The 12,755-nt window shown below is 64.7% G+C and carries 11 protein-coding genes; 8 read left to right on the top strand and 3 right to left on the bottom strand.

Going from position 1 to position 12,755, the window contains the following annotated elements; translation table 11 throughout:
* Positions 1-31: 31 nt before the first annotated feature.
* The 4 genes from ACIPHN_RS01880 (at position 32) to ACIPHN_RS01865 (ending at position 3,310) form a co-directional block, all read left to right on the top strand.
* Positions 32-823: an ABC transporter ATP-binding protein gene (locus ACIPHN_RS01880; RefSeq protein WP_400431917.1), complete on the top strand. Its 792-nt coding sequence runs from the start codon at positions 32-34 to the stop codon at positions 821-823.
* A gap of 21 nt (positions 824-844) precedes the next feature.
* On the top strand, positions 845-1,717 hold the full coding sequence (locus ACIPHN_RS01875; protein WP_400431914.1) for an ABC transporter permease: 873 nt from the start codon (positions 845-847) through the stop codon (positions 1,715-1,717).
* Between the two features lie 52 nt (positions 1,718-1,769).
* Complete coding sequence (locus ACIPHN_RS01870; RefSeq protein ID WP_400431911.1) at positions 1,770-2,786, top strand: ABC transporter substrate-binding protein; 1,017 nt, start codon at positions 1,770-1,772, stop codon at positions 2,784-2,786.
* Between the two features lie 146 nt (positions 2,787-2,932).
* Positions 2,933-3,310, top strand: coding sequence for a YkgJ family cysteine cluster protein (locus tag ACIPHN_RS01865; RefSeq protein WP_400433146.1), 378 nt, complete (start codon positions 2,933-2,935; stop codon positions 3,308-3,310).
* On the opposite strand, the gene ACIPHN_RS01860 is transcribed toward ACIPHN_RS01865, so the two are convergent.
* From ACIPHN_RS01860 to ACIPHN_RS01850, 3 genes are all read right to left on the bottom strand, one after another.
* Positions 3,307-5,169, bottom strand: coding sequence for a peptide transporter (locus ACIPHN_RS01860; RefSeq protein WP_400431908.1), 1,863 nt, complete (start codon positions 5,167-5,169; stop codon positions 3,307-3,309). The two genes, ACIPHN_RS01865 and ACIPHN_RS01860, sit on opposite strands and share 4 nt — an antisense overlap.
* A gap of 68 nt (positions 5,170-5,237) precedes the next feature.
* The gene (locus ACIPHN_RS01855; RefSeq protein WP_400431905.1) at positions 5,238-6,275 is read right to left on the bottom strand and encodes a hypothetical protein; all 1,038 of its coding nucleotides are present in this window, start codon (positions 6,273-6,275) and stop codon (positions 5,238-5,240) included.
* A gap of 102 nt (positions 6,276-6,377) precedes the next feature.
* A complete protein-coding gene (locus ACIPHN_RS01850; RefSeq protein WP_400431902.1) occupies positions 6,378-7,382 on the bottom strand; it encodes a helix-turn-helix domain-containing protein in 1,005 nt (334 codons plus the stop codon).
* 219 nt (positions 7,383-7,601) lie between these two features.
* Between ACIPHN_RS01850 and eat the strand changes: the two genes are divergently transcribed.
* From eat to eutC, 4 genes are all read left to right on the top strand, one after another.
* The gene (gene eat / locus ACIPHN_RS01845) at positions 7,602-8,984 is read left to right on the top strand and encodes an ethanolamine permease (protein WP_400431900.1); all 1,383 of its coding nucleotides are present in this window, start codon (positions 7,602-7,604) and stop codon (positions 8,982-8,984) included.
* A gap of 63 nt (positions 8,985-9,047) precedes the next feature.
* On the top strand, positions 9,048-10,370 hold the full coding sequence (locus ACIPHN_RS01840; protein WP_400431897.1) for an HAD family hydrolase: 1,323 nt from the start codon (positions 9,048-9,050) through the stop codon (positions 10,368-10,370).
* Positions 10,371-10,425: 55 nt separating this feature from the next.
* Positions 10,426-11,832: an ethanolamine ammonia-lyase subunit EutB gene (locus tag ACIPHN_RS01835; protein WP_400431894.1), complete on the top strand. Its 1,407-nt coding sequence runs from the start codon at positions 10,426-10,428 to the stop codon at positions 11,830-11,832.
* Entirely contained in the window at positions 11,829-12,698 is an 870-nt protein-coding gene (gene eutC, locus ACIPHN_RS01830) for an ethanolamine ammonia-lyase subunit EutC (RefSeq protein WP_400431892.1), read from the top strand. The genes ACIPHN_RS01835 and eutC overlap by 4 nt, the downstream gene beginning before the upstream one ends.
* The last annotated feature ends 57 nt before the right edge of the window (positions 12,699-12,755 follow it).

The following is a 12,755-nucleotide window of genomic DNA, read 5'->3' as shown; positions in this document are numbered from 1 at the left end:
AAAAATTCCTATAAATCATTTGGAGACTTGCATGAGCGATCACGCCCATGGCGCATCCGTCGTCGATCCATCCCGTCCGCTGCTGGAGATCGATCGCGTCACCCTGCAATACAAGACCAGCGATTCCCTGGTCACCGCCACCCAGCAAGTCAGTTTCAACGTCCATCCGGGCGACCGTTATATTCTGCTGGGCCCCTCGGGCTGCGGCAAATCCACCTTGCTCAAGGCCATCGGTGGCTATCTGCAGCCGACCTCGGGCGCGATCCGCCTCAAGGGCCGGGAGGTCCACGAGCCAGGCCCGGACCGCATGATGGTGTTCCAGGAATTCGACCAGCTGCTGCCCTGGAAGACGGTGCGCCAGAACGTCGAGTTCGCGCTGCATGCCAGTGGCCGCCTGCAGGGCCGCGCTGCTGCCGAGCGCGCCGAGTACTACATCGAGAAGGTGGGGCTGGCCAAGTTCATCGACAGCTATCCGCACATGCTCTCCGGCGGCATGAAGCAGCGTGTTTCCATTGCGCGTGGCATGGCCATGGAGCCCGATGTGCTGCTGATGGATGAACCCTTCGCCGCGCTGGACGCGCTGACCCGTCGCAAGATGCAGGATGAACTGCTGCGCCTGTGGGATGACACGCAATTCACCGTGCTCTTCGTGACCCACTCCATCGAGGAAGCCATCCGCATCGGAACCCGCATCCTGCTGCTGACCCCGCATCCGGGCCAGGTACGTGCCGAGCTCAACAGCATCCCGCCCAGCCAGATGGGGACGGCCGCCCAGGCCGAGCTGGAAACCCGCATCAACGACATGCTGTTTGCCCATCACTGAGGCTGCCCGGAGACACCGATCATGCACAACAACAATCTACCCTTCATCCGCCCCGAAATCGTGGTGGAACCCAATCCCAACGCCACCGCCGAAGTCCAGCGTCCGCTGTCGGCCTTTGAGTCGCTCTATCGGATGGGCTGGCTGCGCAAGACCGTGATCCTGCTGGTGCTGGCGCTGATCTGGGAAGTCTATGGCCGCTGGCTGGACAATGCGCTGCTCTTCCCCAGCTTCAGCGAGACCGTGCAAGCCTTCCTCTCGGGCATCGGCAGCGGCGTGCTGCTGGAGCGTGCCGCCGTGTCGATGCAGACGCTGCTGGTGGGCTATGGCCTGGGCATCCTGCTGGCCGGTCTGCTGACCACGGTGGCCATCAGTTCGCGCATCGGCAACGACCTGCTGGAAACCCTGACCTCGATGTTCAATCCGCTGCCGGCCATTGCGCTCTTGCCGCTGGCCCTGATCTGGTTCGGCCTGGGTACCGGCAGCATCATCTTCGTGCTGGTGCACTCGGTGCTGTGGGCCGTGGCCCTGAACACCCATGGCGGTTTCCGCGCGGTGTCCAACACCCTGCGCATGGTCGGCCAGAACTATGGCCTGCGCCGCTTCTCGCTGGTGAAGTCCATCCTGATCCCTGCCGCCTTCCCCAGTATCCTCACCGGCCTGAAGGTGGGCTGGGCCTTCGCCTGGCGCACGCTGATCGCGGCCGAACTGGTCTTTGGCGTCTCGTCCGGCGCCGGTGGCCTGGGCTGGTACATCTTCGAAAACCGCAACCAGCTGGAAACGGCCAACGTGTTCTCGGGCCTGTTCTTCGTGATCATCATCGGCCTGGTGGTCGAGAACCTGATCTTTGCCCAGATCGAGAAGCGCACCATCCGTCGCTGGGGCATGCAGCACTGACCAAGACTGACTTCATCCAGACCGATAAACTGAAGCCTTACAGGAGACAAACATGAAACGACGTACTTTTTCCAGCATGATGATCGCCGCCACCCTGGCGCTGTCCACCGCTGCCGGTGCGGCCCGCGCCGAAGCCCCGGAGGTGCGCATCTCGCACGGCTATGGCTTGCTGTACCTGCCGCTGATGGTCATCCGCGACCAGGGCCTGCTTGAGAAGCACGCCAAGGCGATGGGCCTGGGCGATGTCAAGACCAAGTGGGTGCTGCTCGACGGCGGCAACGTCATCAATGACGCCATGCTGGCCGGCAACCTCGATATCGCCGGCACCGGTGCGCCTGGCTTCGTGACGCTGTGGTCCAAGGCGCACGGCATCCCGCGCTCGGAAGTGGTGGGCCTGGGCGCGCTGTCGACCTCGCCGCTGTGGCTCAACACCAATAATCCCAACGTCAAGTCGCTGAAGGATTTCACGCCCAAGGACAAGATCGCCATCCCCGGCATCAAGACTTCGCTGTCGGCGGTGCTCTTGCAGATGGCCGCCGCCAAGACCTTCGGCATCGAGAACTACGCCAAGCTGGACCCGCTGACGGTGAGCCTGTCCCACCCTGAGGCGATGGCCTCGCTGGTGTCGGGCAAGACCGAGATCACCGCGCACTTCACCTCGCCGCCGTTCTCCTACCAGGAGGCCAAGGCCCCCGGCGTGACCCGGGTGCTGAACTCCACCGATGTGCTGGGCCATATCACCATCGACGTGGTCTTCGCCCTGAAGTCCTTCACCGACAAGAACCCCAAGCTGACCCAGGCCTTCATGGCTGCCCAGGAAGAGGCCAACAGCTACATCGCCAAGAACCGCAAGGGGGCTGCCGAGATATTCCTGCGCGTCTCCAAGCTGAAGCTGCCCCAGGAAGAAGTGGAACAGATGCTGGCCGACCCCGGTACCGAGTTCTCGACGACGCCCGTGGACATCATGCAATACGTGCTCTTCATGAGCAAAGCCGGCACCATCAAGACCAAGCCGGCCGTATGGAACGACATGTTCGTGCCGGTCTTCAAGGACCGCAAGGGTAGCTGATCCCTCGCAACACCATGACACCGGGGAGCCCGGGCCGCCCGGGCCGCCGTTGTCGTATCATGGGCCTTTGTGTTGCCTGGGCCCGATCTATGCGTGAGAACATTGCCGTCCAATGGATCGTCGACGAAGACCGGCTCTTCGCCGACATGCCCGATTCCCCCGGTAACCCTTGCATCTCGTGTGGCGCCTGCTGCGCCATCTTCCGCGTCTCCTTCTACTGCGGCGAACTCAGCGACGGCTCGGGCGGCCTCGTGCCGGTGGAATTGACCAGCAAGGTCAACGACACCATCGCCTGCATGAAAGGTACGGAATCCGGTCATGGCCGCTGCATCGCGCTGGCCGGCGAACTGGGCCGACCGGGCATCGCTTGCCGTATCTATTCCCAACGTCCCAGCACCTGCCGCGAATTCTCCGCCTGGGATGCCGACGGCCAACCCAATGCCATCTGTCAGCGCTTGCGCACCGGCCTGGGCCTGCCAGCGCTGGCTCCCTTGCCGGCTGAACAGGCCGCGCCCGCCCGCTAGTTCTGGCCTTGCAAGGCGATGAGCGCGTCGCCCAGGGATTCCGGACGTCCCTCGAAGAGTCGTTGCAGATATTGCGGATCGGCCAGGTGCCGGTACAGTGCTGCGCGGGCCGCATAGTCGGTGGCCATGCGCACGGCCGCCAGGATGTACTGGTCCAGCGTGGCGGCGATGGTCCAGTCGGGCAGGCCGACGCGGCGGAACAGGCCCTCGTCGATATGCTCGAACACCTCCGGCCCGGTCTTGCAGACCCCCGGCAAACCCACCGTGAAGGCATCGATGATGCCATTGGTATTGCCGAACGGCAGCGGCGACAGGAACATGTCGCACTGGTTGAAGATCGTCAGGTATTGCTGGTAGGGCTGGTGCGGATAGACCTGTGCACCCGGTACATAGCGCAGGATCAGGCGCTGCAGTTGCGGATACAGCAGCCCCTGCGCCTGTCCCACCAGGAAGTGCAGCCGCACCTGCTTGCCTGGCTGTCCGCCAGGTGGCTGGGCGGCCAGTTCCACGATCTTCTGGCAAGCCATCAGGAAGCGCGGGTTGAGCTTCATGGTGGTGGCGGCAATGGCTACGTTCACATACGGTTGCTCACTGCGCTGCAGCCTGGGCACCTCGACGGGGATGGCCGAGGGGCGGTAAGGCTGGCCATCGGCGGGCAGGCGCAGCAACTGTTCGGTGAAACAGGCCGGGTCGCCCACGAAGTCGTCTTCCACGCTGATGTAGTCGATGCGTGCCGAGCAGGTCGTGGCCGGATGGCCCAGCGCGGCCACCTGCAAGGGCGCCACGCGCAGGTTGGCGGCAAACATGGTGATGGGGAACATGCCCACGCTGGGCATGTAGAACACCTGGGGACGGCGCTCCTGCGCCAGGTCGCGCAATTGCCGCATGCAGCCCAGCAGGTCGGAGGGCTTGCCCAGGGCGACGAATTCGTCGAAGACCGCGCGTCCCAGTTCATCGGTATTGGCTTCGTAGCCGACGGCGACCACGTGGTAGTGGCGGCGCGCCGCCTCCAGTGTCTTGGAGTGCGTACGGTAGATGGAGTGTCCACCGGAAAACCATTCCAGCAGCACCAGCATGACCGGCTTGCCATTCTCCCGGCCATCGCCCTCGTGGGTCAGGTCGAGCAATCCTTCCCGGCGCAGCTTCTTGTCGATCAGGGTGTTGATGGCGCCCTTGATGCGATGGCGCTGCGGCAGGTCGGCGTAGCTGCAATGCATGTAGACGTCATGTAGCACCGCCACCGGCAAGCCATCCAGCGACTCCAGCTCCAGCAGGCGCTGCGGCAGCCAGCCCAGCAGCGCCTCGCGCTTGGAATGGGCCGCAGGTGTACCCAGGAAGCGCGGCGACATCAGCGCCAGGAACAGGGCGGCGGCCAGGGACTTGTTCTGCGCCCACAGCATTTCCACATCCAGCGGCAGTTCCGATTCGGGCGAATAGAGCAGGCAGAACTTCACCAGGTCCAGCGGCCTGACTTCGACCACCTGGTTTTGCGGTCCGCCCAGATTGAGCGAGCGCAGGATATGGTCGGCGTTGATGAAATGGCTGGCCCCGAACAGGGCGGCCAGCCAGCGCTGGAAATTGATCAGCTGGCCGAAGCCATCGGGACTGACATGGAAGCCTGGATCCGAGAACAGCGCCGAGATGGCTGCCGTGATGCGGGTCAGGATGTGCTGCTCCAGTTCGGCGGCGGGGATGGCCGGCGAGACCGATAGCGAAAACTGGTCGGACAGCTGGCCATACTGCCGGTCAATCAACACCAGCAGGCGCACCAGTTCGCGCGCGGCCGGTTCCTGCTGGCGCGAATAGCAGAGGTACTCGAATTTTTCCAGGGAGAAAATCTCGTCTTGGCTGGCCGTCATGGCGGGTTCTCTTGATCAGGCAAAGGCAGCCGGCATTGTGCCGTCTCTCCCGCATCACTGCCAGTGCTTTAACGCTGAGCGGAGCGGGGCTCGGCCAGCCAGGGGAAGACCAGCCCCAGCGCCAGCGGTGAGCGGTACAGCTTGGCCGAACCGTGGGCGGCATCCGGAATCAGCTGTTGCGGGTGGCTTACCGGGATCTGCCATTGCCGCGCCAGGAATTGTTCATAGCCCAGGTAAGCCATTTGCCGTGCCATGCGCGTGGCGCCTTGCAAGGCAGCGCCGCAGGACCGGTCGAGGAAGCGGTGCTGCGGGTCGATGTCGCGTGCACCCACCAGATAGCGTACGTCGCGCGCGGCATAGCGGGCAAACAGCTGGCGCCCGTCGAGATGCTGTTGCGCCAGGTAGGCGGGCGGCTGGCCGAGTCCGTAGCGATAGTCGTCATAGTGCGGGCAGGCTTGGGCGGCGGGTGTCACGAAGTCCTCGCCCTGGGGACGCTCGGGGCTCAGGTAGAGATAGGAAGAGGGACTGGAGATCACGTAGCGCAGGTGGATGCCGGCCTGTTGCAGGCCTTCGGTGAGGTTATTGAGCAGGGCATAGCGCTGCATCAGTTGGGCGCCGGCCGAATGGCCGATCAGCACCACCTCATGCAAGTCCGGAAAGCGGCCGGGCGCGGCCAGCCAGCGCAGCAGGTCGTCCAGCGCCTGGAAGCTGGTGATGCCCGTCACGCCCCGGTTCGACGCATCGCCCTGCATCCAGGCATCGCTGCCCCAGATCGGCATGTCCGGCAGCAGGCCCGGGTCCTTGTGCGCCATGAAGTTGGGGGCGAGCAGCAGGGTATCGGCCGGGGTCAGTTGCGCCATGTCCAGCAGGTGCTGGCCGAGGGCGAAGTAATCCACGGCATTACGCCTGACGCCATGCACGATGATGACCGCCCGCTGTACATGAGCGGGCAACTGGTGCAGGTTGGCATTGGCATAGACGGCCATGGTGTAGGGCGTGGCGCCGCCCAGGGAGAGCGGCTGGCGCTCCGGGGGCGAGGCAGCCTGGGCTGGTGCCATGCTCAAGGAGAGGGCGGCGCTCAAGAGCAGGGCGGCTAAACTCGCCATGTAACGAGCCATATAACGTGGCATATCTTCAGGTGTAGGTCGGCATGCACATGCATACACCCGCAATATAGCGCCCAAATGCAGCGTCTGCGCCAGACGCCCTCAATGCCGGGTGCGCGCCTGCAGCATGGCCGAGGGCGTCTGCCCGAACAGCTTCTTGTAGTCGCACGAGAACTGGCTGAAGTTGGTAAAGCCCCAGGCGGCCGCGATATCGCCGATGCTGCCCACGGCCTGGCTGCCATCGCCCTGGCACAGCGCCCGGCGCACGCCGTTCAGGCGCAGCGAGCGCAGGTAGGTCATGGGGCTCATGCCCAGCACATCCTCGAAACAGTATTGCAGCGTGCGCCGGCTCACATGCACAGCCTCACACAGCATGGGGACGGTGACAGGGCACTCCTGCTGGGCCATGGCAAATTCGCGGGCATCGCTGACGATGCGGCGCCGGCGCAGGAAGCTGGCGCCCGCCTCGGCTTCGATCTCGCCATCGTCCAGCAGGGCCAGCAGCGATACCAGCACCGCTTCCTGACCCAGTTGCAGCGCCGCATGGGCACCCGGGCCCTGGGCCTGGCCGGCCAAGGCCAGCAGGGTGGCGATGTGGTGGCGGCATTCGTCCAGGCCGGCCTGTCCGACCTTGAGCATCTCGGCCTGGCCCAGCCGGCTCCAGTCAGGCGCACAACCCAGACGGGAGGCGCTGGCCTGCAGCGCATCGCGCTGCACCACGATGCCGTAGATCTGGTGGTGGTCGGGCGTGACCAGCTCGAACTCGCAGGCGCCGGGGCGCGTCATCACCACATCCTCGCCCACCGGACGGCCATTGATGCGCATGCCGGTGGTGCGCGCCTCGATGCCGAACCAGTAGGCATCCGGCCAGACCTGGCAGGACTGGCGGATGGCACAGCTGCTGGACTCGCTGAAGATCTGCACGCCCTGACTCTGCCATTCCTGCAGCACACCCTCGAAGCTGCCGCTGGCGATCTGGTCGTAGCGCTGCTCCCAGTCAGTGAGATTGTGGGCGTGTTCGTCGACATCGCGCGCGACTGCAGTGCGCAGTGCCCGCTTTGTGTGCGCGCCGGGTGTGTCAGTCTGGGACAGTTGGAGATGCGACATGTGGAGGCTCCATGGCTTGCCCGGCTCTCTGCGGGGCCGGGCCGGCCCTGCAGGTTTGCCGAATTTCGATAACGTTTCCATCTGCGCGGTTGTTATATTTTGGCGCGTTGGCATGGCGTTGCGTGAAAGAAGCAAACGCCATGCCCACCCGACGCTACGTTTTCCTACAACAGCGCGGCCGACCCATGGCCGCCATCTTCGCGCCAACAGGAGAGACCTATGGATGCAAGCTCATCAGGGCAGGGGCATACCCTCAAGCCGGTCCTGTCCACCCTCCAGCTCTGGGCCATCGCGGTCGGGCTGGTGATCTCGGGAGAGTACTTCGGCTGGAGCTACGGCTGGGCCAGCGCCGGCACGCTGGGGTTCACGGTGACGGCGCTGTTCATTGCGGCCATGTATGCCACCTTCATCTTCAGCTTTACCGAGTTGACCACCTCGATCCCGCATGCGGGCGGCCCGTTCGCCTACAGCAAGCGCGCCTTCGGGCCGGTGGGCGGTTACCTGGCAGGGGCGGCCACGCTGATCGAGTTTGTCTTCGCGCCGCCGGCCATTGCCTTGGCCATCGGCGCCTATCTCAATGTGCAGTTCCCCGCGCTCGATCCCAAGCTGGCCGCGCTGGGCGCCTATCTGGTCTTCATGACGCTCAACATCGTGGGCGTGCAGATCGCTGCCACCTTCGAACTCTTCGTGACGCTCCTGGCGATCTTTGAACTGCTGGTCTTCATGGGCGTGGTGGCGCCGGGCTTCTCGCTGGCCAACTTCACCAAGGGCGGCTGGTCGGGCAGCGATGGCTTCAGCCTGGCGGCGGTGCCGGGGATGTTTGCCGCGATCCCGTTCGCGATCTGGTTCTTCCTCGCCATCGAGGGCGTGGCCATGGCCGCCGAAGAGGCCAAGGATCCGCGACGCTCCATCCCCATCGCCTACATCACCGGCATCCTGACCCTGGTGGTGCTGGCCATCGGCGTGATGCTCTTTGCCGGTGGCGCCGGTGACTGGACCAAGCTGGCCAATATCAACGATCCGCTGCCGCAAGCCATGAAGCTCATCGTCGGCAGCAACAGCAACTGGCTGCACATGCTGGTGTGGCTGGGGCTGTTCGGGCTGGTGGCGTCCTTCCACGGCATCATCCTGGGCTACTCGCGCCAGATCTTTGCGCTGGCCCGTGAAGGCTACCTGCCGACCTATTTCGCCCGCGTGCATCCACGCTTCAAGACCCCGCACCGCGCCATCCTGGCCGGCGGCGTGGTGGGCATCGCCGCCATCTACAGCGACGAGCTCATCACCATCGGCGGCCAGACGCTCACGGCCAACATCGTCACCATGTCGGTGTTCGGCGCGATCCTGATGTACATCCTGTCGATGCTGGCACTGTTCCGCCTGCGCCGTAACGAGGCCGGACTGGAACGGCCGTTCCGGGCACCGCTGTATCCGTACTTCCCGGCCTTCGCGCTGTTCGGCGCGCTGGTCTGCATGGGCACGATGATCTACTACAACCCATTGATCTTCGGCATCTTCGTGGCCTTGCTGGCACTGGGCTACGCCTGGTTCCTGGCGACCCGGCGACACCGTGCCGAGGGCGCCGCGCCGGTGGCCGAATTCTGACTGCGCGGTAGTGCGCAATTGCTGGACGACGTATTCCATTCCATTGATCGAACAAGGGCCATCATGAACAACAAACACAAACCGACGACCACATCGCCTGCCCCCGTGCTCAAGCGCCGTGGCTTCCTGGGCAGCCTGCTGGCCACCGCCGCCGGTGGTGCGCTGGCGACCATCGCCACCCCCGGGCAGGCCGCTGCCCGCGCAGAGGTGGCGCTGGACCGTGCCAAGTGGGCCATGCGCAATCACGACCTGGTGGCGCAGATGATCGCCGAGCATGGCCGGCTGGCGCCGGGCTACCAGTCCGGCAAGCGTCCCTACGCGGTCTTCGACTGGGATAACACCAGCATCATGAATGACTGCGAAGAAGCGCTGCTGATGTACCAGATCAATACGCTGTCCTTCAAGCTCACGCCGTCCGAGTTCGCCGCCATCATCCGCCAGAACGTGCCGCCTGGCCCGTTCAGCAAGGACTTCAAGAACGCCGCCGGCAGCGTCGTCGATCTCGATGCCATCTGCGCCGACCTTGATGCCGACTACGCTTACCTGCACGCCAGCTACAAGGGTCTGGCCGGCAGCCAGTCGCTGGAAGAGGTGAGCCGCAGCGTCGAGTTCCAGGATTTCCGGGCCAAGCTCTACTACCTCTATGAAGCTGTCAATGACACCCACGGCGTCAACGTCGGCTATCCCTGGGTGATCTATTTCTTTGCCAACATGAGCGTGGCCGAGGTGAGCGCGCTGGCCGAGGCGTCCAATGACGCCGCCCTGGGGGCGTCGCTGACCAAGGTCAAGTACACCAGTCCGGCCGAACGGCCCGGCCGCGCCGGCGTGGTGAGCGTGTCGCATTTCCACGGTATCCGCCTGTGTACCGAGGTGGCGACGCTGATGGATAGCCTGCGTCGCAACGGCATCGACGTGTATGTCTGTACCGCTTCGCTGGAGGATGTGGTGGCGGTCTTCGCCACCCAGCCCAAGTATGGCTATGACGTGGCCCGCGAGAATGTCATCGGCTTGCGCCTGGAGCGCAATGGCGAACGCCTGCGCAACGCCTACCTGAAGGACTGGCCGCTGACCTGGGGGCCGGGCAAGACGGTGGCCATCAAGCAGGTGCTGGTGGCGCAGAAGGGCTATGGTCCGCTCTTCGTGGCCGGCGACAGCGATGGCGATTACGATATGCTGAGGGACTTCCCCGAGACGCAATATGGCCTCATCGTGAACCGCATGAAGAATGGCAAGATCGGCGAACTGTCCAAGCTGGCAGCTGACCAGATCAGTGCCGTCAAGCCGCGCTTCCTGCTGCAGGGACGCCAGGAGTCGACCGGCAACTGGCTGCCGGTGGAAACCAGCATCAAGTACGGCAAGACCACGCCGCAGCTGCTGACCAGCTGAGGGGCAACGCCGGGGGCAGGTATGGCCCCGGTCTCGCAGAAGAAGGAGCAAGAGCATGGCCGAACACCGATTCCGGCATAGCGTGGGGAGCACCACCTACGTGTTCCGCGATCTTGGCGACCTGATGGCCAAGGCCAGTCCGGCCCGTTCGGGTGACCTGCTGGCCGGCGTGGCCGCCGCCAGCGCCGAGGAGCGGGCGGTGGCCCAGATGGCGCTGGCGGCGCTGCCGCTGAAGACTTTCCTGAACGACGTGCTGATCCCGTATGAAGAGGACGAGATCACCCGACTCATCATCGACAGTCACGACCGTGTCGCCTTTGCACCCATCGCCCATCTGACGGTGGGCGACTTCCGCAACTGGCTGCTGGCCGACGACACCGATAGCGCCGTGCTGGCGGCGGTGGCGCCGGGCATCACGCCGGAGATGGCTGCGGCTGTCTCCAAGATCATGCGCAACCAGGACCTGATCCTGGTGGGCAAGAAGTGTCGTGTGGTCACGGCCTTTCGCAATACCATCGGTCTGCCCGGGCGGCTCTCGACCCGCCTGCAGCCGAATCATCCGACCGATGACGCCAGCGGCATCGCCGCCAGCATGCTCGACGGCCTGATGTATGGCAATGGCGACGCCGTCATCGGCATCAATCCCGCCACCGACAATGTGCCGCAGGTGGTCAAGCTGGTGGGCATGATGGCCGATGTGATCGCGCGCTACGAGATCCCCACGCAATCCTGCGTGCTGACCCACGTCACCAACACGATCGCCGCCATCGAGCGCGGTGCGCCGGTGGATCTGGTGTTCCAGTCGATCGCCGGGACCGAGGCGGCCAACCGCGGCTTCGGCATCGACCTGGCGCTGCTGGGCGAGGCGCGCGAAGCGGCACTGTCCTTGAAGCGCGGCACGGTGGGCGAGGACGTCATGTATTTCGAGACCGGGCAGGGCAGCGCACTGTCGGCCAACGCCCATCACGGCATCGACCAGCAGACCTGCGAGGCGCGCGCCTATGCGGTGGCGCGGGCGTTCAAGCCGCTGCTGGTCAATACGGTGGTCGGTTTCATCGGCCCCGAATATCTCTACGATGGCAAGCAGATCATCCGCGCCGGGCTGGAAGACCATTTCTGCGCCAAGCTGCTGGGCCTGCCCATGGGCTGCGATGTCTGCTACACCAACCATGCCGAGGCCGACCAGAACGACATGGATGTGCTGCTGACCCTGCTGGGCGTGGCCGGCTGCACCTTCGTCATGGGCATTCCCGGGTCGGATGACATCATGCTGAACTACCAGACCACGTCCTTTCACGATGCGCTGTATGCGCGCCGCGTGCTGGGCTCGCGTCCGGCCCCGGAGTTCGAGGACTGGCTGCACCGGATGCAGATCTTCAACCGCAGTGGCGAGGAGGCAAGCTTCAGGCTGCATGCGGACATGCCACCCGGTTTTCGCGATACCTTGCTGCGCTTGCATTGACCATGGACGACAAGGATCTCAGCGGCCAAGGTGCCGAAAACGTCAGCCCCGGTGCAGAACCGGTCACGGCCAATCCCTGGGAGGCACTGCGCCGCTTTACGGCTGCGCGCATCGCGCTGGGCCGCAGCGGCGTGAGCTTGCCGACGCAACCGCAACTGGCTTTCCAGCTGGCCCATGCACAGGCGCGCGATGCGGTGCACCTGCCGCTGGATGTGGCGGCGCTGCGCATGGCCCTGCAGCAACAGGATGTTGGCAACGCCGAGGAAGTACTCGATGTACATAGCGCGGCGAGCGACCGCCAGGTCTACCTGCAACGGCCGGACCTGGGGCGGCGCCTGTGCGAGCGTTCGCGCCAGCAGCTGCTTGAGCGTTTCGGCAGCATGGCCGAACGCCGCTACGACGTGGCCTTCGTGATCGCCGATGGTTTGTCGGCGCTGGCCATCGTGCGCAATGCCGCACCTTTCCTGGCCGAGGTGAGGCGGCGCATTGCCCCCGAAGGCTGGTCGGTGGCGCCACCGGTGATCGTGCAACAGGGGCGGGTGGCGGTGGCCGATGAGATCGGTGAACTGCTCGGCGCCCGGCTGGTGGTGATCCTGATTGGCGAGCGGCCTGGCCTCAGTTCTCCCGACAGCATGGGCCTGTACCTGACCTGGATGCCTGCGCGCGGCTTGAGTGATGCCAACCGCAACTGCATCTCCAATGTGCGCCCCGAAGGCTTGCCTTATCCCGAGGCCGCCTACAAGCTGCATTACCTGATGGCGCAGGCGCACCGGCGCAGCCTCTCAGGCGTGGCCTTGAAGGATGAGACGGCTGGTGAGGGCGCGGAGCTGGATGTGCGCCGCAATTTCTTGCTGGGAGAGGACTGAGCCCGAACGAAGTCGGGCGTGCCAATGACCAAGGGCCGCGAACTTGCGTTCGCGGCC

Origin of the sequence: Herbaspirillum sp. NPDC087042 (assembly GCF_044745245.1) — a bacterium.
In the GTDB taxonomy this organism is placed as follows: Bacteria; Pseudomonadota; Gammaproteobacteria; order Burkholderiales; family Burkholderiaceae_D; genus Herbaspirillum.
The sequence above is the reverse complement of the archived record's forward strand: the minus strand, read 5'-3'. Positions and strand labels throughout refer to the sequence as shown.

Coding starts and splice junctions, on each gene's coding strand:
- ACIPHN_RS01880 (WP_400431917.1), top strand. CDS start 32: ATGAGCGATCACGCCCATGGCGCATCCGTCGTCGATCCATCCCGTCCG.
- ACIPHN_RS01875 (WP_400431914.1), top strand. CDS start 845: ATGCACAACAACAATCTACCCTTCATCCGCCCCGAAATCGTGGTGGAA.
- ACIPHN_RS01870 (WP_400431911.1), top strand. CDS start 1,770: ATGAAACGACGTACTTTTTCCAGCATGATGATCGCCGCCACCCTGGCG.
- ACIPHN_RS01865 (WP_400433146.1), top strand. CDS start 2,933: ATGCCCGATTCCCCCGGTAACCCTTGCATCTCGTGTGGCGCCTGCTGC.
- ACIPHN_RS01860 (WP_400431908.1), bottom strand. CDS start 5,169: ATGACGGCCAGCCAAGACGAGATTTTCTCCCTGGAAAAATTCGAGTAC.
- ACIPHN_RS01855 (WP_400431905.1), bottom strand. CDS start 6,275: ATGGCGAGTTTAGCCGCCCTGCTCTTGAGCGCCGCCCTCTCCTTGAGC.
- ACIPHN_RS01850 (WP_400431902.1), bottom strand. CDS start 7,382: ATGTCGCATCTCCAACTGTCCCAGACTGACACACCCGGCGCGCACACA.
- eat (WP_400431900.1), top strand. CDS start 7,602: ATGGATGCAAGCTCATCAGGGCAGGGGCATACCCTCAAGCCGGTCCTG.
- ACIPHN_RS01840 (WP_400431897.1), top strand. CDS start 9,048: ATGAACAACAAACACAAACCGACGACCACATCGCCTGCCCCCGTGCTC.
- ACIPHN_RS01835 (WP_400431894.1), top strand. CDS start 10,426: ATGGCCGAACACCGATTCCGGCATAGCGTGGGGAGCACCACCTACGTG.